This is a genomic window from Paraglaciecola sp. QJM3NY_14, from assembly GCF_056173245.1.
On record NZ_CM149664.1, the window covers coordinates 63411 to 85366 of the forward strand.

Consider the following 21956-nt stretch of genomic DNA (forward strand, 5'->3'; position numbering starts at 1 on the left):
AGATCAATCAGTGATGTCGTCACAGGTTGCCTTCATTAAGCTGGCTCACCGTAGGCGGACAGCAAAACTTGCCAATTTTGCTCATTGAAATGGAAGGTTTGTTGTTTGGCTTGCTCTTTATGCAATGAGCGTAAGAGTCGGTCTAAATTAGCTTTTTTCCAATTATTGCTAGCATGTATGGCACATTTATCAAAATCGATAAGCCAAATTTTACCTGCACCATCGAGCATAACATTGTGAATGTTTAAGTCGTGATGATATACATTGTGATCATGAAATTGGCGAATGCAGGTGCCAATGGCTTGCCAAGTGGTTTGTGGTTGCGGCGCTTCACACAAATGGCTAAACATATCTTGGCTATTGGGAATACGCTTTATAATGATGTCGCCTCGGTACATCACATTGTGTCGTGTTACTTGTGCTGCGACAGGCTCAGGTACGGGCAAACCAAGACTGTGCATCTGTTCTAGAAGAGTAAACTCGCGCCATGCTCTCGTGCGTGACAGACCTCTAAAAAGATAGCTGTCTTCAATTAACTTGCCGATTAAGCCACCGCGTCGATAATGGCGCAAAACATATTCGTTATTTTTATGCCTAAAAAAATACGTTGTGCCGCGACCGGTAGCACTGCCGGTTAATTGCTGTTTCGATTGCCAGTAGTGACCATCAAAAATATGCAAATCAGGGGCTGCGAATATTTCAGCATCAAATATAATGGTGCTGCGCTCTTTAGATGTTTGCTGAATGTTTGGCATTTAACACGAGGTGGTTGCAAAATTTGGCTTAGTGTATACCTGTATCGCTGATGAATGCGAGCTTCTACACCCATGGCTCGCGCCAAATGTGTAACGATTGATTCTGAATAAATGCATAACAATTAATTTTAAATAAGTGAGTACCCATTAACTATGGAAAATGATGTGACGAAAACCAGTAAGCAAGATGAAGTTGAGTTGATTCTGGGAAATTCGAATTCCAATTTTTCGGGTGTGACTTCAACCATGTTGCAGGTCATGTCTTATCAACAAAAGTTGATTAACTTGCGTGTTATGGGTAAGCATTTTTTACCTGATCAGAGTCAAGCTATGACATTCTGGCAGGTGGTGAAGATGTGTCGTAAGCCGCTGAGAAATGGTAAGTACCGTGTTTTTCATGCTCGCCGTGTAGATGAAATGATCCAAGCTGTGCTGTTGAAATATGTATTCGGTGCCAAAATAAAAATGGTCTTCAGTTCTGCTGCTCAGCGCTTTCGTTCAGGCTCTACCTTATGGTTGACCCGCAAAATGGACGCTGTGGTGGCCATCAGTCAATCATCAGCAAAGTATCTGGCTGAGCCACCCGATGCGATTATTCCTCACGGTATTCAAATTGAAAACTTCGCCCCAGCCCCGAACAAAGAGCAAGCGTGGCAGGATTTAGGCTATGGTGGAAAATACGGTATCGGTATTTTAGGCCGTGTGCGCAAACAAAAAGGTGTTCATCTGTTCGTCGATGCGTGCATCCAAGTGCTGCCGAAATACCCGGACTACACAGCGGTTGTAGTGGGGGCTATCTCATCTAGTCATCAAGAGTTTGTTGATGAATTAAAAGCGAAAATCGATAAAGCAGGTTTGAGCGAGCGTATCATCTTTACTGGTGAACTGCCGTTTGAGCGCATACCGCCCATTTTTAGTGCTTTATCTATGGTATCTGCGTTGAGCGACAATGAAGGCTTTGGTTTAACTGTACTTGAAGCTATGAGTTGCAGCGCTGCGGTGTTAGCGACGCAAGCAGGCGCGTGGGAAGAGATCATTCGCGAAGACATAGATGGCCACGTAGTGCCTGTGAATGATTTACCCGCGGTGACAGCAAAAATGGATTCACTACTATCAGATCCAGAAAAATTGAAACAAAAAGGCTTAGCTGGCCGTGAACGGGTATTGGCTCATTACACGGTAGAGCGGGAAGCGAAAGCCTTGGTTGATTTGTTTAAAGGGTTGCAATAGCACTCGTTAATGATTGCTCATAGCAAATCCTAACGCCTGCAACGTGGCGCTAACAGCGCCACTGTTTTCCTGTAAAACTTGTTTTCCTGCTTTGCCTGCATGTTTACGTAGTGTCTCATTCCCTAACCACAGCATGACTTTTTGGCTTATTTGTTCTGGGGTATTAGCTTCGAATAACGCGCCATTGTCACTGAGCACTTGGCATATTGCTGGGTTGTTATACCGGTGCACTCCCATCAATATGGGGACTTCAAAGGCCGCAGGTTCAAGGGCGTTATGCCCGCCTCTATCTGCAATACTGCCCCCTACAAAGGCAATTGTAGCCAGAGCATACAAGGCTTGCAGTTTGCCCATTTCATCAACTAGCAAGACTTGGGTGTCTGTATCACAAGGCTTTTCGTCAGAGCTTCTCAGGCTGCATAAGCCACTTGATTTACATATCTGATAGACATCGTCAAAACGCTGGGGGTGGCGAGGTACTATGATAAGCAGTGCGTCAGGAATGTGTTGCAGAATTAATTTGTGAGCATCAAGGAGTACATCTTCTTCTGGAGCATGAGAGCTACCAGCGACAATAATCGGCCGACTTGCAATATTGAACATCTGAGAAAATTCTTTGGCCTGCTGGTGAGCTTCGGGACGAGCAGGCTGCTCAAACTTAATATTATTGGTCAGTACCAACGTTTGCTCAGGAGCATGGAGTTGCTGGTAGTTGTGGTAGTCGCGCTCTCCTTGGGCGCAAACTTTATGTAATTTATGCAGCATGGGGCTAAAAAGAGCCGATATTTTGGCATATGTGCGCATAGAGCTGTCAGTCATACGTGCATTAATCACCGACACGGGAATATTTAGACGCCAGCATTGGTCGATCATATTCGGCCAAAGCTCCACTTCAGTAATGATGACGTGAGTGGGCGCTGCTTGCTTAAGGATGCGGCGCATCATCCATGGAATATCGATTGGCAAATAGCAATGAGTGATTGAGTCGTTGAATAAGTCGGTCGCTTGCTTTGCCCCAGTCGCCGTTGTAGTAGTAATAGTGACAGGTATCTCAGGTTGAAATTGGCGAATTCTTTTAATGACATTGGCAGCGGCAACCACCTCACCTACTGACACACAATGAAAGAGCAACCCACCTGTTTTTGCCGTGCATATATTCACACCAAAGCGTTGAATTCGAGCCCAAGGCGCGGTAGGTTTTTTCGTCAAGTATTGATAACAAAAATGTAAAAACACAAAGGGTAACAAAATACACAACAGCAAGGTGTATCCCCACAGGCTGTAATTTTCTTTTGCTTTAGGAGTGAAAGTGGACTTCATCATACCGCCATCAATTAGATTCAGCGGGTATTTTAACAGTATTTCGTTGATTTTCGACTAAGCTTGAGACCATCAGAGCCCTCGCAATACATTGAATAGGATAAAAAATTTCCTGTAATAAAATACAATAACAAGTAATACTTACCCCATACCGTATCAAGAAGACAAGGAGTTGTGCTCCCAGTTGTTTTTTGTCGCACAAAAAATGGTATTTAATTAGGAGTGTTTTTTGCTGAATATCCACCGCATAGGTTTGCGCCTTATGCTCGCTCTAGTGATGCTATTTGGCGTAAATTATGCCTACGCTGAGCAATCCCAATTGCGTGTTATCGTGAATGATAACGTCAAGGTGAATTCCTTGAGCGAGAGTAGTGTGCGTTGGATTTTTTCGATGCGTCAAACTACTTGGGAAGACGGAAGTGCGATAAAAGTCTATGTTCTTCATCAGCAAGACCCTGCCCACCAAAATTTTTGCAAAGATGTCCTCAGCATGTTTCCTTATCAACTTGAACGAACGTGGAATAAGTTGGCTTATTCAGGCTTAGGAGAAAAACCCACTTTGGTCAGAGATAGCCAAGAGATGATTGATATGGTGAGTCAAGAGCCCGGCGCAATAGGATACGTGCTTTCACCATCGCTACCGCCCAACCTGCATGAATTGCACATTAGCAAGGAGGGTTAATATGAACAAATCGCGCGTAATGTATCTTCTTTGTACTTTTAGCTTTTTTCTGACGAACGTAAGTCACGCAGGGGATTTCGTTTGGCACGGATTCGGCGCCCAAGGCGTCATTCAATCCAGCGATAGTAACTATATAAATGAAAGCGGTGACGTGTCGTTTAGTCTGACCGAGGTGGGACTTAATACGTCGTATCGGATCAATCAAAAACTACGGGTCTCTGCGCAGGGCATTTATATTAACGATGGCAATCGTTTTAATGAAGGGCTGCGCTTGGATTACTTATTTTTGGATTATCAATTGCTGAGCACGCAAAGTTGGAAGGTTAATGCTCATTTAGGGCGATATAAGAACTATCACTGGTTATATTCTGCCACCCGTGATGTGCCCCATACCATGCCAACCATTGTATTGCCCCAGTCCTCTTATTTTGATGCATTTCGTGACGCATCACTTGGCAGTGATGGCATTTCACTTATCGCTCAACATCACAACAATTTAGGTGAGTGGGACATGCGTTGGAGTTACGGCAATACGTCAGTAGACCAAGAGCAAACTGAAAATTTAATGTCCGAATTTGCCACCGGTGAGTTAGAGCATGATTTTGATACGCAATTCAGTCTCTCATTTAGCCCATTTAGTTCGGGTATCGCAATGGGCGTCAGCTTGCTAAGAACAGATTTTAGCTACGACGCCGGTAGCAATGACGTATTCATTGATGGTAAAGCGAAGTTGTTTCGCCTGATGCTAAATTTAACCTACAGTGCTGAGTTTTGGGATATTAACGCCGAAGCGATGCGAGAGCGAACAGACTTTATAGGGCTGTTACCTAACGGCGGCATCAAGGATACTGCCGCTGAAGGGATATATGTACAAGGACGTCTATTTCTTACCCCTCAAGTCACCTTGCTGGCAAGAATTGACATGTTTGATGCAGATAAAGACGATCGCTCTGGTCGGCTTTTACAGCAGAATTCAGGGGGGGCGGTGCCGAATTATTTTGCCTATCGAGATCAAATTACGTTTGGCGCTTCATGGGATTTCCATGCTAACTGGCGAGTACGCGCTGAATTTCACAAAGTAAAAGGTCGTGCACGCTTAGCACCTGTGTTTATTCCCGATACGGTGACAAATGATTCTGAATATTGGGACATTTGGGCGCTGCAAGTGATTTACTGGTTTTAAGCATGCGAATCTTCGTCAGTTTACCGTGGAAAATCATGGGTCTATTGATTGGTTTTTTACTGATTGCCAGCGTGTTGTTGACCTTCATTTGGATTGATAAAAATAACCAGGATTATCTAAGTCAGCATCAGGCGCTACATGATGAAGATCTAAGTCAAATGCACCTGATCCGCGACATGTTGAGTAATCGTCTCGAGTTATGGTTTGAGTCGTTTATTCACCTGCATGAAGACATCACTGATAATCCGCAAGCGACTGCCGATTTTATTAACGAAGAATTTGATTACTTACAGTTGAATTGGCAAGTTAAGGATCTTTGGTTGCTCGACAGCGAGTACAAAGTCATATTCGCTAATCATCAACATGTGCCAGAATATGTAACGGCGAGTGCACAGCAAACACTGCAAAATCAATCATCTACGTCCAATATTTTATGTGCACAGTCATGTTTTCAGCTTATAAGCATGCCAATTTTGGCTGCCAACGGTGAGCTTCTGGTATTGACCGCTACCACCTCTTTGCTGGAAATGATGGCTGCCTTGAATCGTTCAACGCTGGCTGAACTTGCCTTAGTAGCAAATATACATTCCCTCGAGCTAGCTTCTCTTCGAGACGCACAGATACAGCCGCCCATCTCAAATATTAGACGCCAAGAACTTAGCGCATTACTCAAGCTAATTCCTGGGGGTATTACATTCGATATGGTGCTGGATAAAGGCTACCGATTGGTGGTCAATGAGCAGGCATATTTGATTAATTTACTGCCCGTTGATGAAAAGGTGACTGACCCTGCATATCTGCTTGCCGTGCACGATATCAGCGACGAGTGGGCAAGGCATGATAGTTATCAATTCGGTGTCATTATCATCTCAGCTATTACAGTGGCACTTTGTATTCTGACTTTCTTTTTAATGGCCGAGCGGCTGCGTAGACGCCTACTTATCGTTGCAAAGCGTTTACCGCTTTTAGCACAGAAGGAATACGACGAATTTAACGCCATGCAATTTCCACATAGTAGACTGTTTTTAGATGAAATAGATGAGGTCCAACGCTCTTCAAATTTATTGGGTGAACAGCTTGAGTCGATGGATGTCAAGATAGAACAAAACACCCGAGAACTTGAAAATATAGCCATGTACGACCGGCTTACGGGGCTTCCAAATCGAAATATGCTGAATTTTGTGCTGCGCAAAAAAATAGCGTCTTTAGCGCGTAACCCTGAACCTTTGGTCGTTATTCTATTGGATTTCGATAATTTTAGGAAAATTAATGACAGTTATGGTCACGGCATTGGTGATGAGTTCTTGATTATCGTCGCCCAGCGATTGCGCAGCAATCTGCGCGAATCAGACGTGATCAGCCGCTTCGGTGGTGATGAATTCGTCATTGTGCTGCAAGAGGTTGATGAGGTCAGTAATGCCATGACCTTAGCCGAAAAGCTGGTGACTAAGTTTAGAGAGCCTATTGAGATCGGCGCTCAACGTTTTTATACCTCTGTGAGTTTGGGGATCACCTCTTGTGACGAACAACATCTCACTGTGGATGACTTGGTGCGCCAAGCGGATATTGCTATGTATGCTTCAAAAGATGCTGGCGGAGACCGCTTTACACTTTTCAATGAAGGCATGAGCACGCGGGTCATGCGCCATATTGAAATTGAGCATGATATTCGAGACGCACTGCAGCAAGAACAGTTCAAGTTCGCGCTACAAGCACAAATAGACATTGGTACCGGCAAGCTGGTGGGATTCGAGGCGCTGATCCGTTGGCTGCATCCGAAAAATGGTTACATCATGCCTGATGAATTTATTCCTATTATGGAAAACTCTGAAAGCATGATCACCTTGGGTTATTGGGGTATAAAGCGTGCGTTTGCTATTTTGGCGCATCTTGAAAGCATGGGACTGAGTGGGTTTAGAGTCGCAGTAAACTTATCTGCGAGTCAGTTTTTAGATCCTAATTTAATCAATTTTATGCGCGAACAATTAGCAAAAAGCGAGCAAGGTGCAGAGCAAATTGAATTGGAGTTGACTGAGCGCACAGTGGTTGCTGACATCAGTCATACGCTGCGGATCATGTATCAGCTCAAGGAATTAGGGTTTAGTTTTTCCATTGACGATTTTGGCACAGGGTATTCGTCTCTCGCATATCTATCTCAGTTACCGGTAGATATTATTAAAATCGACCGCAGCTTTATATCCGGTATGAGTGTAAATAGCGCAGACAAGCAGATCGTGAAATCAACCATCGCTATGGTCAGAAAACTAGGTATGAAGGTTGTCGCTGAAGGAGTAGAGACAGCGGAGCAATTGAATACATTAGGCGATATGCATTGTGACATTGCCCAAGGTTATTATATTTCAAAACCCCTTTTAGAGGATGATTTGTACCAAAAGCTCCCTTCAAAAATAAAGGAAGGTGTCTGGAAGAGCTTCGATTTGTCATTTTAACGCTCATTTGCGTTTATACAGTATCAATGTAAAAAAACGATGACGTTCCCGGCAATCCTAAATCACAGGAATTGCCTTGATTATTCGCGTCAAGGCTAGATTATCCTTTATCATTCGCGCATCTTACTATTCTTTGAGGACAACTCATGAAACAAGCCTTTTATGATCGCTTAGCACAGCAAATTAGTGACACTAAAGCACAAGGCCTTTATAAAACTGAAAGGGTGATTCAGTCGCAACAAAGTGCAGATATTCAAGTGGGTGATAACCAGCAAGTGCTAAATTTTTGTGCCAATAATTACCTTGGCTTAGCGAACAACGCCGAACTAATTGATGCTGCGAAAGAAGGGTTGGATAGTCATGGATTTGGTATGGCATCGGTACGTTTTATCTGCGGAACCCAAGATATTCATAAAGCGTTGGAAGAGAAAATTAGCGCCTTTTTAGGCATGCAAGATACCATTTTGTACCCCTCATGTTTTGATGCTAATGGTGGCCTATTTGAAACAATTTTAGGGCCAGAGGATGCCATCATCTCTGACGCACTTAATCATGCCAGTATCATCGATGGTGTGCGCTTGTGTAAGGCTAAGCGTTACCGGTACGCTAACAACGACATGCAAGCGCTGTCGGCGCAACTTGAAAAAGCGAAAAATGATGGTGCGCAAACCATAGTGATCGCGACCGACGGTGTGTTTTCAATGGATGGCGTTATTGCTGATCTGGCTGGAATTTGTGATCTAGCGGATCAATATGGCGCGTTAGTTATGGTTGACGACTGTCATGCGACAGGCTTTGTCGGTGAGAACGGTCGAGGCAGTCACGAATATTGTGAGGTGATGGGTCGAGTCGATATAATCACAGGCACATTGGGCAAAGCGTTAGGCGGTGCGTCCGGCGGTTATACGTCAGGCAAAAAAGAAGTCGTTGAATGGCTGCGCCAACGCTCTCGCCCTTATCTTTTCTCTAATTCAGTTGCCCCGCCAATTGTTTCAGCGTCCCTAAAAGTATTTGATATGTTGGCAGATGGGCATGCGTTGCGTGCGCAATTAAAACGCAACAGCGCTCACTTTCGAAGCCGCATGGAGCAAGCCGGTTTCACTATGTCAGGCAAAGACCATGCAATTATTCCAGTGATGCTGGGGGATGCTAAATTAGCCAGTGAAATGGCAGATAAAATGCTCCAAAAAGGGATTTACGTCGTTGGCTTTTCCTTCCCTGTAGTGCCAAAAGGCCAAGCGCGAATTCGCACGCAAATGTCAGCTGCTCACAGTATTGGACAGATTGATCGCGCCGTTGATGCCTTTATCGAAGTGGGTAAAGAGTTAGGAGTGATTAAATGAAGTCACTCGCCAAGCTCAAGTCAGAAAAAGGCATTTGGTTGCATGATAGCGAAATGCCTACTGTTGGTCATAACGACATACTGATTAAAATTCGTAAAACCGCTATTTGCGGTACGGATATGCACATTTATAACTGGGACGAGTGGTCTCAAAACACCATACCCGTGCCTATGGTAGTGGGACATGAGTACGTGGGTGAAGTGGTTGAAATAGGTGAGGAAGTGCGCGGTTTTGCTATTGGCGATCGCGTATCTGGTGAAGGGCATATTACTTGTGGGCATTGCCGTAACTGTCGTGCTGGGCGTCGTCACTTGTGTCGCAATACCTCTGGCGTTGGCGTCAACCGAGCAGGTGCTTTTGCAGAGTATTTGTCTATTCCTGCATTCAATGCATTTAAGATCCCAGACAATATCTCTGATGACCTCGCTGCTATTTTTGACCCCTTTGGTAATGCCGTACATACCGCATTGTCGTTTGATTTAGTCGGTGAAGATGTACTAATAACAGGGGCCGGGCCCATCGGCATTATGGCTGCTGCTGTTGCGCAACATGTAGGCGCACGTCACGTCGTCATTACTGATGTAAATGAATACCGCCTAGATTTGGCTCGTAAAATGGGTGCCTCGCGCGCTGTGAACGTGGCTAAAGAGAGCCTGAAAGACGTTATGAATGATTTAGGCATGTCTGAAGGCTTCGACGTTGGGCTTGAAATGTCAGGCGTGCCAGCAGCATTTCGCGATATGCTCGATAAAATGAATCACGGCGGAAAAGTGGCCATGTTAGGTATTCCCTCAGGCGATGTGGCTGTTGATTGGAATAAAGTCATTTTTAAAGGGTTAGTGATCAAAGGCATTTATGGCCGAGAGATGTTCGAAACCTGGTACAAGATGGCGAGCCTGATTCAAGGTGGTTTAAACTTGGCGCCAATTATTACCCATCAATTTAATATCGATGAGTTTCAGCAAGGATTTGATACCATGGGCTCCGGCCAATCTGGCAAAGTCATATTAAACTGGTAAGCAAAAGGTAAAGTAATGGAGCAATTCGCACATATTTCAGTGCAGGAAACACAGCAAAAACTTGCAGCGAAAGAAGCCCGTTTAGTGGATATTCGCGATGAACAATCCTTTGTTGCAGGACACATTGAAGGCGCGGTTCATTTAACCAATGGTACCTTGGTGAATTTCACTCAAGAGACAGACTTCGATACACCTGTGATAGTGTGTTGTTACCATGGGGTCAGCAGTCAACAGGCCGCTCAGTTCCTACTTCATCAAGGATTTGAGGAAGTGTACAGCATGGATGGTGGCTTCGAAGCATGGCGCCAGAGTCTGCCTTTTGTTAGTGGTGAGTAAACTATGTCAGCGCCTTTTTTACTGGTTAGCTTTAATCAAGAACGTGCCGCTCGATTACTCATAAACTATTTGAATAGTCAGGGAATAGCCGCTCAATATTACGTCGATAAAAATGACGTAAATAGTGCTGAACATGGTGTACAACTGCTCAGCGAAGCCGACAAAGACGTTGCTAGCCATATTGCCAGCGAATTTGTTCAGTCCCCCCAAGACGAAAAATACCAGCAAGCCGCTTGGGATAGCGGCGAGACGGTTAGGCTGCGTGATAAAAATTCGGGAATTTCTGCTAGCGGTATTTGGCAACAACTGCGTGATATTCCCTTTACAACCAGTGTGTTACTCACCTGTATGATTGTGTATCTGCTAGCGATGGTAGGCTTTTTTTGGCCGTACAAGGTATTGGCGATCGAGCCACTTCCTCAGCTAATGGAAAATCATCAATGGTGGCGGTTAATCGGTCCCGCACTCATTCATTTCTCGGTACTGCATATTGTATTCAATTTGTTGTGGTGGTGGACACTCGGCGGACAAATAGAAAGGCTTTTAGGGAAAACTACGCTCATCATCTTATTCTTATCCTCAGCGTTACTATCCAATGTTGGCCAGCTATTGGTTAGTGGCGAGCATTTTGGTGGCCTGTCAGGTGTGGTTTATGCTTTGGTTGGTTGCGTGTGGTGGTTAGGGTGGCTGCGCCCATCTTGGGGGCTTATGATGCCTAAGCCTTTGGTCGGTTTCTTGTTAGTATGGTTGGTGGTGGGTTATGCAGATATATTGTGGGTTAGCATGGCAAATACTGCGCATACTGTCGGCTTAATCAGTGGCTGTGCTTTTGCTTTTATACTCAGCCGATCTGCAGTAAATAAACGAAGTATTAACAGCTAATTACACTTAACCGTAATAGATGTATTTTGTGAAAATAACATCTTTGATCATGTTCGAGCCGGTTTCTTTCTTCATTAACTTGCGCATGGTATCAAGAAAAGTGCGGCGAATATCTTCTCGGCCGGTGAGCGATTTTACCCGCTCCTCGGGCTGGCGACCTAAAATCTCAATGGCAGTGGCACGTAGCAACGGTGAGTGATGATCTGCTTGTTCTAGAGCGTCCACATCTTCAAGCATTAACTCAACAGTAATCCGCACATAACCGAGCTTACGATTACTGGTCCCAAGGTAGTTTGTTACTATGTCGGGTTCCAAGCCAAAATAGGCGAATTGCTTGCTAGGTGCTTCTTGAGCAAAAGAGAGGCTGAGCAGAGTACTAAGCAATACTAGGCAAGTACCAAATAATCTGACAATGCTCATTTCTACCTCTTGAATTTGCGTAATATTAATTTCCTTTGTGTCAATAGCTTATCAAGATTTCACAGAATCGTTAAAACTATTTATTCACTCTTTAGTCTAGCTACTTCAGTTGATATTATGGTGAGCTATGCAAAAGACTATCTCACATGCTTTCCCTTTAGGCGACGTTACTTGGAGTAATCAAGGGCGGTTGTCGATCCCTAATGCTCATTTAGAAAGTTGGCTACTAAATACAGGCTCATTAACGCAACGCCTGCAAACGCATTGTAACGACTTCAAAGTGCAGCTTGTTAGCCAGCGTCAGGAGTTAGCGACACCTGCAGAGTATATTCAGCTCGGCGTTTCTGAAATGTATCAACAAAAAGAGAACTGGCAGGTCCGAGAGGTTATTTTACATGGAGATAATCAACCGTGGGTATTTGCCCGCTCGATTATTCCTCAAGCTTTGTGTGAGGCTGACTTTTTAGAGCTCGGTGATAAACCTTTGGGGCATTTAATTTTTAATGACGATCGCTTTAAGCGTCAGCCTTTTCAATTAATGTGCTTACAACCGGACGAAGCCTTTTTACACGAATACGGTTTGCCGCCACTAACGGAGATTTGGGGGCGGCGCTCGGTGTTTTGCTACCAACAATATGCCATGATGGTTGCTGAATTGTTTTTACCTAAGGCTCCGGCATACAGAGATTCAAATTTTGACCGATAAATTATTGAGTCGCTCGGTATTACAAGGCTTCTGGCTATTAATGCGAGCGGATAAACCGGTAGGGAGTTACCTGCTACTGTGGCCGACGCTATGGGCGTTAATGATCGCGGCACAAGGATTACCACCTTGGCATATTACCGGCATTTTTATGGCTGGTGTTTTTGTTATGCGCTCAGCAGGGTGTGTCATCAACGATTATGCAGATCGCAAGGTAGATGGCAAAGTTGACCGAACCAAAGCTCGGCCGCTGGTCAGTGGTGTAGTGACTGAGAAACAAGCCTTAGGGTTATTTGCGACTTTAGTCGGGGTGGCTTTTTTACTCGTACTGGCCTTAAATTGGCAGACCATTGTTTTGTCTTTAGGGGCGCTCGCGTTAGCCAGTGTTTATCCCTTTATGAAACGCTATACCCATTTCCCCCAGGTGGTGTTGGGTGCAGCGTTTGGTTGGGCAATTCCTATGGCTTTTATGGCGGTAGCTGAGGCGGTACCCGCTATTGCTTGGTGGTTGTTTGCCATTAACGTCTTGTGGACTGTGGCTTACGATACCCAGTATGCCATGGTCGATAGAAATGACGATTTGCAAATTGGGGTGAAATCAACTGCGGTGTTGTTCGGTCAATACGATAGGTTGATCATTGGCTTGCTGCAACTAAGCGTTGTCGTGATGTTGTTAGGAATGGGCCAATACTTAGGTTTTACGCTGTCGTTTTACGTGGGAGTGTTGCTGGCCTCAGTGTTGTTTATCCATCAACAACGCTTGATTAGTGGACGTGCAAGGCAAGCCTGTTTTAGCGCGTTTCTAAACAATAATTATGTGGGCATGGCTATCGCCCTTGGCATAGCTGGACATTATTTTATGTAACTTCTTAATTGACATCACACGTACTGGAGATAGTGATATGAGTAACTTAGTGGGCACTATTTGCCATCCGGCTAAAACGTTAATGTCGCAATTTCGTTATTCAGTCAAATTTACCATTATCAGTTTTATTTTTCTGGTACCACTGATTTTAAGCTTAGCGTTGCTGCAATATGAGTATGGCGATGATATTCGTTTTATGAGCAAAGAACGCCAAGGCGTAGCGCTTGTTAGTGCACTGCAAGATGAACAACATGCATTGGCGGTGAGCCTCATTGATACTAATTCTTCGTTCACCACTTCCCTAAGCGATCATCAGGCATCTCTTAGCGCCTTGGCATCTAAGCGCGTGAATAGCGCTGCTGAACATTATCAACAAGCCTTGGAAAAGGCAGATTTGCAAGAGGCGATTAAATCTCTTGCTGGTTTATCTCAAGCGATTGCCGACGCCACTAACCTAGAGTTAGATTTGGCGTTGGATACCAGCTATTTAATTACTACCTTGGTGCGCAGCTTACCGTTAATGCAAGATCAATTGTCCATGACTGCCGCGTTAGCGTTAAAGGTGACTCAAGCCGGTAGTTTTACCCCTGATACCTACATTGGCTTGTCTAACGCAAATCAAAAACTACCCGTTATGCTAAAAGGACTTGAGCAAAGTATTCAAGTGAGTTTGCAAGCTAATCAAGAGATTGAAAAAACGGCAGGGGAGCAATGGTTATCGCTTCAGCGCAATTTAGTCGCATATCAGCGCACTGTTCAGCAGCAAATTCTTGATCCAGATAATATCAATATCGCTACCAATACGTTGCTTTTGTCGAGCACATCACTCAACCAGCAACTGAGTGACTTTGCTACTTCTCTCGTGCCGATCCTTGATGGTTTGCTGGAACACAGAATTGAGCAAGCGCAGTTTAAAAACAATGTGATTTTGAGCGTATCAGTGATTGCGGTATTGCTAGCCGTGTATTTATTTATCGGCATGTATTTGTCCGTTACTGAGAACATTAAAAACGTAGTGCAGGCGGTGCACAGTGTCGCTGATGGGGATTTAAGTTCAAGAGTCAGCGTGTCAGGCAAAGATGAAATGCGTGATATCGCCAGTGATATGAATCACATGACTGAGAACTTACAAACATTAGTCGCTCGCATCAGTGATGCGATAGATGCCCTGAGCCAATCTGCTCTAAATTTGAAAGGGATCACAGCAAAAACCAAAGTCGATGTAACGGAGCAAAAATCCGGCACCGAACTTATTTCTCACTCCATGACACAATTGACCGAAGTGGCACAAGCCGTGGATAACAACTCAGGTACTGCCACCGAATCAGCTGAGGTTGCCCACAATGAAGCGCAGCAGGGCAAGCAACTCGTTAGTCGCTTACAATCAGTGATGCGTGATATGCAAACGGAGTCTAGCCGCTCACAAGAGGCGTTAAATAGATTGGTGGAAGACAGCAAAAATATAGGTCAGGTATCCAGTGCGATTAACGGAATTGCCGAACAAACTAATTTACTGGCGCTAAACGCCGCAATCGAAGCCGCACGGGCGGGGGAGCATGGTCGAGGTTTTGCGGTCGTAGCAGATGAAGTGAGAACGTTGGCTCAACGTACGCAAGACCAAACGAATCAAATTCATGACATCATTAGCAAGCTACAACAGGCAACAAAAGACACCGAGCTGAGCATGGAGCAAAGCCGTGTTCAAATGGATGTCAGCGTTGAAGAAAGCGCTGTGGTTGAAGCATCCTTACAGCGTATCACTGAGGTGATAAGCACCATTAATGATATGAGCGGTGAAATTTCAGATTTGGCAACACAGCAGTCTGACGTAACCTGCTCTGTTGCATCGCAAGTGGCCGAGATAACGGCGATTTCTGAGTCCACTATGCGTGGAGCTCAGGAGACTGAACATTCAGCAGAAGATTTACTCGTTGTGGTCAACAGCCTTAAAAACGAGTTGGGCCAACTGCAAAAGGGCCGTTAATCGGCCTATTTTTCTTGTAAACTTTTTTCTAGCGCCTCAAGCTTAGCTTCTAATACGGCAAGCTTTTCTCTGGTGCGAATAAGTACATTGCTTTGAATCTCAAACTCTTCACGGCTGACAAAATCCAATTTGTTCAGCTGACTTTGTAAAACCTGCTTTACCTTCGACTCTGCACCTTCAGCCATGGTTTTTACACCAGGAGGAATAGCTTCGGTAATTTGTTTGGCAATATCCTCTAATTTTTTAGGATCAAGCATCGGTGGCTCCATGATAATGATGATGCCTTATTGTAGCGAATACCAAAGCGCTTAGCAGCATAAAAACGATACGCTCAGTTAATCAACTATCAGTTTTCATGCAGACAGATTTTGTTGCGGATTATTCGCCTTCACAGGGGGTTTAATATTACAATTCGCTGCCCAATACAAAAGTGAATTGCATGAAACTCAACCCCGGCCAAAACGACGCGGTAAATTACATCTCTGGCCCTTGCTTAGTGCTGGCGGGCGCTGGTAGTGGTAAAACCCGTGTTATTACCAATAAGATTGCGTATCTAGTGCGCGAATGCGATATTCCTGCGCGCTATATCGCCGCCGTTACCTTTACCAATAAAGCTTCACGAGAAATGAAAGAGCGTGTGGCGCAAACGCTTGGGCGAAAAGAAGCTCGTGGGCTAAAGGTCTCTACTTTCCATACTTTGGGCCTGAGAATTATCAAAGCTGAAGTAAAAACCCTAGGCTTAAAAGCAGGGTTTTCCTTATTTGATGATAAAGACAGTATGGCGTTGCTCAAGGATTTGACCGATGTGGAGCTGGGCGGCGACAAAGAACAACTGCAACTATTGCAAAGCTGCATTTCTAATTGGAAGAATGATTTGTTGCTGCCAGAGCAATTACTTAAACGCACGTCCTCAGCGGGGGAAGCGGAGTTTGCTGAGTTTTACCAGCGTTATCAAAATCACTTACGGGCGTACAATGCGTTAGATTTTGATGATTTGATCCTGTTACCGACTTTATTGCTCAAGCACAATGAAACAGTGCGCCAGAAATGGCAAAGCCGAATTCGTTATTTGCTGGTGGATGAATATCAGGATACCAACACCAGTCAATACGAGTTAGTGCGCTTATTGGTGGGCCAGCGTGCGCGCTTCACCGTGGTTGGGGACGATGATCAGTCGATTTATTCGTGGCGTGGGGCTAGGCCACAGAACTTGGTGTTATTGAGCAAAGATTTCCCTGATTTGAGGGTGATTAAGCTTGAGCAAAACTATCGTTCATCAGGGCGCATTTTGCATTGCGCCAATATTCTGATCCAAAACAACCCACATGTGTTCGAGAAGAAGTTATTCTCTGAATTAGGTTACGGTAGTGAGCTTCGCATCATTACTGCTAAAAATGAAGAACATGAGGCCGAGAGGGTGGTCGCTGAACTTATTGCTCACAAGTTTATGCAAGGTACAAGTTTCAAAGATTACGCCATTTTATATCGAGGGAACTTCCAATCTCGATTGTTTGAAAAAGTCCTTATGGCCAACCGTATCCCTTATAAAATAAATGGTGGCACTTCGTTTTTTGGGCGGACTGAAGTGAAAGACATCATGGCGTACTTACGCCTATTGGTGAATCAAGATGATGATAATGCCCTGTTGCGCATCATCAACACACCCACCCGCGGTATAGGACGCGTCACGTTAGAAAAGCTTGGAAATTACGCGAACGAAAATCACATTAGTATGTTTGAAGCGGCGTGTTCGCCGATGTTGAGCACCGTGATATCCGGTAAGTCTCTTGAGTCGGTAGAGCGATTCGCCCGCTGGATAGTGGAACTGTCTGATGAAATAAAACGAAGCGACAGTATTGCAGCCATCCGCCAAATGATTAAAGACATGGGTTACGAAGAGTGGCTCTATGAAAGCAGTACCAGCCCTAAAGCGGCCGAAATGGGCATGGGCAACATCAGTACTTTATTTGGCTGGGTCAGCGATATGCTTGAAGGTGGAGAGCTAGACCCACCTATGAGCCTACAAGAGGTGGTCAACAGACTCATTCTGCGCGACATGATGGAGCGCGGAGAAGACACAGAAGAAACGGATCAGGTGCAACTTATGACGTTGCACTCATCTAAAGGGTTAGAGTTTCCTTACGTATTTATGGTGGGTATGGAAGAGGGGTTGTTGCCCCATCAAAGTAGTATCGATGAGGACAATATCGAGGAAGAACGTCGTTTAGCCTACGTGGGGATCACGCGGGCTCAGAAGGAGTTGTTTTTCACCTTAGCCAAAGAGCGTCGCCAATATGGTGAAGTGATACAACCTGAGCCTAGTCGCTTTTTACACGAACTACCCGCTGATGATATTCACTGGGAAGTGAAGAAACCTAAAGTGAGCGCCGAGGCCCGTCAGCAAAAGGGCCAAACAGGCATTGCTCACCTGCGGGATATGATGAACAAAAAGTAAGCTCTAAATCGGCAGTGTTACTTGAGATGGGGCTTCTAAATAGGGTCCTTGACCCAATTGACAGCCAACTGAGCGCAGTAGGTCTACTTGCTCTTTGTCACTGATCCCTGAGACGATTAACCTAAAGCTGAGTTGTTCCGACATGGCGTATACGGATTGTATGAGTTTTAAATTTCGCTCTGATCTTGGGATAGTCTTCACAAAGCGATGATCGACTTTGACAAAATCAAACGGATAAGAATACAAGTAACTTAGCGATGCCAAGCCACTGCCAAAATTATCCAGCACCAACTTAATGCCTGATCGTTTTAAATGCTTAATCGCTGGCAGACTAAATTGGGAGCGTCGATTTAAATCGTTCTCGTCAAACTCAAAAATTAGCCGCTTAGGATCAATTCCCCTATCCCTAATATCTTGAATAAGCTGCACAGCAGCTTCGCTATGGGTTAAATAATGGATTGATAAATTAACGGCTACTTTATAATACTCGTTGTTAGCATAAGAGGTCAGTGGCTGGCTCAACATCGCGTACGCAGCTCTAAGCATGTAGTTGTCCATTTCAACCACCAGGCCACTATGTTCAGCAATTTGCCAAAAGCTGTCACGATCCATGATACCCAGTTTAGGGTGTACCCAGCGAACTCTGCATTCATCGTATAAGTGCGTACTATCTGTCATATTAAAGACTGGATGTGAGTAGACATCAAAGGCTTCATTTTTGAGTGCTTTACGAAATTCAGTTTCAATTTCTAACTCTTCAAGGAGCTTCTTGCGCATGGTTAAATCAAACACTACGTATTGACCGCGGCCTTGAGACTTTGCTTGGTACATAGCGGCGTCAGCATCTCGCACTATTTCACTCGCTGAGCGGTAACCACTTTCAAGGTATGCGATACCAATACTGGCGCCAGAGAAGATTTCTCGTCCGTCTAAAACAAATGGTGTGGCAATTGATTCGATAATACGTGTAGAGATAATCTCAACGTCTTCTGGCGAGTCGAAATTATCCAGCAAAATCACAAACTCATCGCCCCCTAAACGAGCCAGCAAATCATGGCCTCGAATACAGTGGTTGATTCGACTAGCGACCTCTATTAAGAATGAATCACCTGCGTGATGGCCTATGGTGTCGTTAATTTGTTTGAAACGGTCTAAATCAATAAACACTACCGCAAAATTATTATGTTGATAGCGCTTCTTATTGGCCAAAGCCTGACTCAATCGAGCATTAAACATGGTGCGGTTAGGTAAATCTGTTAAGGCATCGTGATGAGCATCGTGTACCAGTTTCTGCTGAATGGCTTTGCGCTCTTCGATTTGCTTCTGTAGATATTGATTGGCTTTGTTAAGCTCTTCAGTACGCTCTTTAACTTTCTCAGTAAGTTGCTGGTTATACGCTTGGATCGCGTCTGACGAGCGCTTACGCTCTAATGCAACGGCAATATGATGGGAAACAAAACGCAGCAGTTCCAGATCACGTAACGAGTAATGCTCAGTCTGGCTATAGCTTTGGATCGCAATAACACCCGATATCTCACCGTCTACCACAAGTGGAGAGCCTAGCCACGAATTGTTCTGTTCAATCATATTCTTGGCGGTGATGGCATCTATTTCATTATTTGCAGTGAGCTCTTTCACCTTAGAAGGGTTAATCAGCTCAGCGCTGCCAGAGCGAAGCACGAATTCAGTGAGACCAAAGCCGATTTCTCTTGATTCTATGACGGTGTTGATTTCATCAGAATAATAAGGAAATTCAAGACGGGTATTATCCGCGCTAATAGTGGCAATATAACAGTTGGGTGCACTGATAAGCCGAGCAATAATTTCATGCAATGAAGCGTAAAAATCCGCCATGTTGCCGTCTACCGAGGCTGACAACTCTGATATCTCGAACAGAGCATTTTGCAGCGATTCTACTTTTTGGCGCTCGTTAATTTCTTCTTGTAATTCTTCGTTAATGTTCTGAAGTTGCTTGGTGCGCTCACGAATAGTTTGCTCATTCATTTCGCGGCTTTTGACCCTGTCGACGGTATTAACGATATGCTGCGAAACAAACAGCAGAATGTCTAAATCCTCTTGGTTATAACGAATAGATTTATCGTAACTTTGCACCACCATGGCGCCAATCACTTGGTTACCACGTTTTAATGGTACGCCAATCCAATCAACAGGGCCGGAACCTATCTGTTTTACGTTGATTTGATTGAGCTGAGTCTCGCGGGTTTCTTCAGTTAAAAATAAATAGTCACCGGTGCGTAACACATAGCCTGTAAAACCTTCCATCAATTCACTTGCGGGGATTTGACGCAACGCTACTTCGTCAAACTGGTCTACAAAATACACGAAGTCGACAACTTCATCGACTTGATCATAGAACGCCACATAAAAGTTCTGGGCATTCATAAAGCGACCAATGATGTCGTGGATAGCGGGGTATAGACGTGACAACTCTCCTACTGAGCTCGCTAATTCAGAGATATCAAAAAGAGATTTTTGAATGGCTTCTGAATGCTTATATTTTTCAGTAAGTTGTTGTAATTGAGGAACTAATTCACGTAACTCTTCAATGGATAAGTTATCGGGAATATTGCTCATTTGAATATGGGTTGAGGACGCGTGCACAAACAGTCTATTTATAGTTATTTTTATGCGTTCAAAATAAACTATTCGTTACAAAAAGGCCACCCTTAAGGTGGCCTTTTTATGAACAAATTTTTACAAAAACAACTAATTACAGACCTTCTGTCATGTGTTCGATAGCTGCTTTTATCTCATCATCTGAACAATCAGCGCACGTTCCACGAGGAGGCATCGCATTAATACCGTTAATGGCATTTTGCCATACAGTATCGAAGCCTTTTTCTAGGCGAGGTGCCCAATCAGCAGCATTTTGGAATTTTGGTGCACCCAAAACACCAGAGCTATGACACGCCACACACGCAGCTCCATAAACGTCAGCGCCAGAACGAGGTCCGCCAGCAGATGCTGTTTCAGCTTTGGCGCCGGCTACATGCACTTTGCCAACCGGGGCAATACGTGATTTTATTTCATCATCAGAGTTAACCGCTGCATTAGCTGTGAAAATCGATGCTAAGCCTAAAAACATGCACAATAAAAATTTACGTTTCACTATTTTCTCCACGTCAGGGATCACCCTGCTTATCGTTGCTGCTAAATAATCTGCTGAGATTATAACGACTAATTAAGTGTGAACAACCATTTATGTAATACGTAAGGTTTTAATAGCTTGGTTTTTGGCGAATATAACTGGCGAATTTGGGGATCCCGTTAATGGTTAAATCGTAATATTTGAAAGTGATCACTGCCCCAATGGGCGGTGGTGACAAGCGTTCTTGATCAGAAAAGCCGCTGCCGATTTTAAATACGTTACCATTGCTCATTTGCACACGAATAGAGCCCATCATTCCTTGGTACTTGCCATTACCTGGTAAATGCGCCAACACTATGGCTTCAGTATCTTTATGCTTCTTAAGCTTTAACACATTGTCACTACGTGAGGGCGTATATAGCGCATCTTCGTGGTGCAGCATTAATCCTTCGCCACCACCATCAATTACTTGATCAAGCAACTGCATAAGCGCTGATTTACTATGGAGCTTTTGTTGAGGGATGACTTGCAAGTGAGGTAGGTTCGCTTGTTGCACTAATACTTCCAGCATTCGCAAACGTTCACTAAAGGCGCCTGTAAACTCGGGTAAATCAAACAACATAAATTTTACCTCTCGCCAGTCATCACCTGGCTCGTGGGTTAACACCACGGAAGCCGTTTTTTCAAAGCGTTGCCTGGCAATCCATAATTCACCATCAAAAATATGTTTAGGTATGCCGTTGGTAAACCATTGCGGGGCAAATATGGGGTTACCCGTGCGTGTGAGTAGTCTACTACCATCCCAACGAGCCCGAATGCCGTCTAGCTTTTCACTCACAAGATAGTCAGAGACGTTAACAGCATCATTGAAGCGATTGGCTAACTCGATTTCTGGCTTGGTTAAGGCAAGTACCGTAGAGCTGTGAATGCTTATTAAGAAAATTAAAATAGGGGGCGTGAACACTGACATAATGAGATCGCCTTTCAACAAAAATTAGCTTACAGCTTAGTTCATAAGTGTGAGCCATGATTTTTTGTCGCAAAGGGCCTCGGATTAAGGCTAATTACAGAGTCAAAGAGCGAGGGTTTGCCGGATATAGCACCAAAATAGGTAAACTAGTGATGGGCTCAAGTGGACTGTTGCCGGTAGGCCTATCGACTGTCATCGCGGCGCTCACTCCGAGCCCTCACTCGGAGCGAGTTATTGTGGTCTTCTAATC

19 protein-coding genes are annotated in these 21956 nt (G+C 44.5%); 12 read left to right on the forward strand and 7 right to left on the reverse strand.

Features of this window, described 5'->3' with window-relative positions; all coding sequences use genetic code 11:
- Window positions 1-35: 35 nt before the first annotated feature.
- The gene (locus AC0VYA_RS00290) at window positions 36-755 is read right to left on the reverse strand and encodes a 3-deoxy-D-manno-octulosonic acid kinase (RefSeq protein ID WP_011572998.1); all 720 of its coding nucleotides are present in this window, start codon (window positions 753-755) and stop codon (window positions 36-38) included.
- 153 nt (window positions 756-908) lie between these two features.
- Between AC0VYA_RS00290 and AC0VYA_RS00295 the strand changes: the two genes are divergently transcribed.
- On the forward strand, window positions 909-1985 hold the full coding sequence (locus AC0VYA_RS00295; RefSeq protein ID WP_475489692.1) for a glycosyltransferase family 4 protein: 1077 nt from the start codon (window positions 909-911) through the stop codon (window positions 1983-1985).
- Window positions 1986-1991: 6 nt separating this feature from the next.
- Here AC0VYA_RS00295 and AC0VYA_RS00300 read toward each other — a convergent pair whose 3' ends face one another.
- Window positions 1992-3308, reverse strand: coding sequence for a 3-deoxy-D-manno-octulosonic acid transferase (locus AC0VYA_RS00300; protein ID WP_475489693.1), 1317 nt, complete (start codon window positions 3306-3308; stop codon window positions 1992-1994).
- Between the two features lie 226 nt (window positions 3309-3534).
- Between AC0VYA_RS00300 and AC0VYA_RS00305 the strand changes: the two genes are divergently transcribed.
- The 7 genes from AC0VYA_RS00305 to glpG all read left to right on the forward strand — a co-directional run bounded on the left by AC0VYA_RS00305 (window position 3535) and on the right by glpG (window position 11200).
- The gene (locus tag AC0VYA_RS00305; protein ID WP_473477275.1) at window positions 3535-3987 is read left to right on the forward strand and encodes a hypothetical protein; all 453 of its coding nucleotides are present in this window, start codon (window positions 3535-3537) and stop codon (window positions 3985-3987) included.
- 1 nt (window position 3988) lies between these two features.
- On the forward strand, window positions 3989-5170 hold the full coding sequence (locus tag AC0VYA_RS00310; RefSeq protein WP_475489694.1) for a TonB-dependent receptor: 1182 nt from the start codon (window positions 3989-3991) through the stop codon (window positions 5168-5170).
- Between the two features lie 35 nt (window positions 5171-5205).
- Entirely contained in the window at window positions 5206-7620 is a 2415-nt protein-coding gene (locus AC0VYA_RS00315; RefSeq protein WP_475489695.1) for a putative bifunctional diguanylate cyclase/phosphodiesterase, read from the forward strand.
- A gap of 146 nt (window positions 7621-7766) precedes the next feature.
- Window positions 7767-8963, forward strand: a complete 1197-nt coding sequence (locus AC0VYA_RS00320) for a glycine C-acetyltransferase (protein ID WP_475489696.1) — start codon at window positions 7767-7769, stop codon at window positions 8961-8963.
- The gene (gene tdh / locus AC0VYA_RS00325; RefSeq protein WP_011573005.1) at window positions 8960-9982 is read left to right on the forward strand and encodes an L-threonine 3-dehydrogenase; all 1023 of its coding nucleotides are present in this window, start codon (window positions 8960-8962) and stop codon (window positions 9980-9982) included. Before AC0VYA_RS00320 ends, tdh begins: the two co-directional genes overlap by 4 nt.
- Window positions 9983-9997: 15 nt before the next feature.
- Window positions 9998-10318 carry a thiosulfate sulfurtransferase GlpE gene (glpE, locus tag AC0VYA_RS00330; protein ID WP_011573006.1) on the forward strand — a complete coding sequence of 107 codons (321 nt, stop codon included), beginning with the start codon at window positions 9998-10000 and terminating at the stop codon, window positions 10316-10318.
- Between the two features lie 3 nt (window positions 10319-10321).
- On the forward strand, window positions 10322-11200 hold the full coding sequence (glpG, locus tag AC0VYA_RS00335) for a rhomboid family intramembrane serine protease GlpG (protein WP_475489697.1): 879 nt from the start codon (window positions 10322-10324) through the stop codon (window positions 11198-11200).
- Between the two features lie 6 nt (window positions 11201-11206).
- On the opposite strand, the gene AC0VYA_RS00340 is transcribed toward glpG, so the two are convergent.
- Window positions 11207-11620 (reverse strand): flagellar basal body-associated protein FliL, encoded by a 414-nt coding sequence (locus AC0VYA_RS00340; RefSeq protein ID WP_475489698.1) that lies wholly within the window; start codon window positions 11618-11620, stop codon window positions 11207-11209.
- Window positions 11621-11747: 127 nt separating this feature from the next.
- Here AC0VYA_RS00340 and AC0VYA_RS00345 point away from each other — a divergent pair, with 127 nt between their 5' ends.
- From AC0VYA_RS00345 to AC0VYA_RS00355, 3 genes are read left to right on the forward strand one after another with little or no spacing between them, the layout of a single operon-like run.
- Entirely contained in the window at window positions 11748-12326 is a 579-nt protein-coding gene (locus tag AC0VYA_RS00345) for a chorismate--pyruvate lyase family protein (RefSeq protein ID WP_475489699.1), read from the forward strand.
- 40 nt (window positions 12327-12366) lie between these two features.
- Window positions 12367-13188 (forward strand): 4-hydroxybenzoate octaprenyltransferase, encoded by an 822-nt coding sequence (ubiA, locus tag AC0VYA_RS00350; RefSeq protein ID WP_475491008.1) that lies wholly within the window; start codon window positions 12367-12369, stop codon window positions 13186-13188.
- A 37-nt stretch (window positions 13189-13225) separates the two neighbouring features.
- A complete protein-coding gene (locus AC0VYA_RS00355; RefSeq protein ID WP_475489700.1) occupies window positions 13226-15172 on the forward strand; it encodes a methyl-accepting chemotaxis protein in 1947 nt (648 codons plus the stop codon).
- Window positions 15173-15177: 5 nt separating this feature from the next.
- Here the strand turns inward: AC0VYA_RS00355 and ubiK are convergent, their stop codons facing one another.
- Window positions 15178-15429, reverse strand: a complete 252-nt coding sequence (gene ubiK, locus AC0VYA_RS00360; protein WP_011573012.1) for a ubiquinone biosynthesis accessory factor UbiK — start codon at window positions 15427-15429, stop codon at window positions 15178-15180.
- 182 nt (window positions 15430-15611) lie between these two features.
- Here ubiK and rep point away from each other — a divergent pair, with 182 nt between their 5' ends.
- Window positions 15612-17627 carry a DNA helicase Rep gene (gene rep / locus AC0VYA_RS00365; protein WP_475489701.1) on the forward strand — a complete coding sequence of 672 codons (2016 nt, stop codon included), beginning with the start codon at window positions 15612-15614 and terminating at the stop codon, window positions 17625-17627.
- Window positions 17628-17630: 3 nt separating this feature from the next.
- Here rep and AC0VYA_RS00370 read toward each other — a convergent pair whose 3' ends face one another.
- The 3 genes from AC0VYA_RS00370 to AC0VYA_RS00380 form a co-directional block, all read right to left on the reverse strand.
- On the reverse strand, window positions 17631-20222 hold the full coding sequence (locus tag AC0VYA_RS00370; RefSeq protein WP_011573014.1) for an EAL domain-containing protein: 2592 nt from the start codon (window positions 20220-20222) through the stop codon (window positions 17631-17633).
- Between the two features lie 136 nt (window positions 20223-20358).
- Window positions 20359-20757 carry a c-type cytochrome gene (locus AC0VYA_RS00375; protein ID WP_033185088.1) on the reverse strand — a complete coding sequence of 133 codons (399 nt, stop codon included), beginning with the start codon at window positions 20755-20757 and terminating at the stop codon, window positions 20359-20361.
- A gap of 109 nt (window positions 20758-20866) precedes the next feature.
- Window positions 20867-21706, reverse strand: coding sequence for a DNA ligase (locus tag AC0VYA_RS00380; protein WP_475489702.1), 840 nt, complete (start codon window positions 21704-21706; stop codon window positions 20867-20869).
- Window positions 21707-21956: the final 250 nt, after the last annotated feature.

What these genes read in the sequence shown, in the direction of transcription:
- AC0VYA_RS00300 (WP_475489693.1), bottom strand. Translation starts at nt 3,308, where the DNA reads ATGATGAAGTCCACTTTCACTCCTAAAGCAAAAGAAAATTACAGCCTG.
- AC0VYA_RS00380 (WP_475489702.1), bottom strand. Translation starts at nt 21,706, where the DNA reads ATGTCAGTGTTCACGCCCCCTATTTTAATTTTCTTAATAAGCATTCAC.
- AC0VYA_RS00345 (WP_475489699.1), top strand. Translation starts at nt 11,748, where the DNA reads ATGCAAAAGACTATCTCACATGCTTTCCCTTTAGGCGACGTTACTTGG.
- AC0VYA_RS00295 (WP_475489692.1), top strand. Translation starts at nt 909, where the DNA reads ATGGAAAATGATGTGACGAAAACCAGTAAGCAAGATGAAGTTGAGTTG.
- glpE (WP_011573006.1), top strand. Translation starts at nt 9,998, where the DNA reads ATGGAGCAATTCGCACATATTTCAGTGCAGGAAACACAGCAAAAACTT.
- tdh (WP_011573005.1), top strand. Translation starts at nt 8,960, where the DNA reads ATGAAGTCACTCGCCAAGCTCAAGTCAGAAAAAGGCATTTGGTTGCAT.
- ubiA (WP_475491008.1), top strand. Translation starts at nt 12,367, where the DNA reads ATGCGAGCGGATAAACCGGTAGGGAGTTACCTGCTACTGTGGCCGACG.
- glpG (WP_475489697.1), top strand. Translation starts at nt 10,322, where the DNA reads ATGTCAGCGCCTTTTTTACTGGTTAGCTTTAATCAAGAACGTGCCGCT.
- AC0VYA_RS00355 (WP_475489700.1), top strand. Translation starts at nt 13,226, where the DNA reads ATGAGTAACTTAGTGGGCACTATTTGCCATCCGGCTAAAACGTTAATG.
- AC0VYA_RS00290 (WP_011572998.1), bottom strand. Translation starts at nt 755, where the DNA reads ATGCCAAACATTCAGCAAACATCTAAAGAGCGCAGCACCATTATATTT.
- ubiK (WP_011573012.1), bottom strand. Translation starts at nt 15,429, where the DNA reads ATGCTTGATCCTAAAAAATTAGAGGATATTGCCAAACAAATTACCGAA.
- AC0VYA_RS00315 (WP_475489695.1), top strand. Translation starts at nt 5,206, where the DNA reads ATGGGTCTATTGATTGGTTTTTTACTGATTGCCAGCGTGTTGTTGACC.
- AC0VYA_RS00370 (WP_011573014.1), bottom strand. Translation starts at nt 20,222, where the DNA reads ATGAGCAATATTCCCGATAACTTATCCATTGAAGAGTTACGTGAATTA.
- AC0VYA_RS00320 (WP_475489696.1), top strand. Translation starts at nt 7,767, where the DNA reads ATGAAACAAGCCTTTTATGATCGCTTAGCACAGCAAATTAGTGACACT.
- rep (WP_475489701.1), top strand. Translation starts at nt 15,612, where the DNA reads ATGAAACTCAACCCCGGCCAAAACGACGCGGTAAATTACATCTCTGGC.
- AC0VYA_RS00310 (WP_475489694.1), top strand. Translation starts at nt 3,989, where the DNA reads ATGAACAAATCGCGCGTAATGTATCTTCTTTGTACTTTTAGCTTTTTT.
- AC0VYA_RS00340 (WP_475489698.1), bottom strand. Translation starts at nt 11,620, where the DNA reads ATGAGCATTGTCAGATTATTTGGTACTTGCCTAGTATTGCTTAGTACT.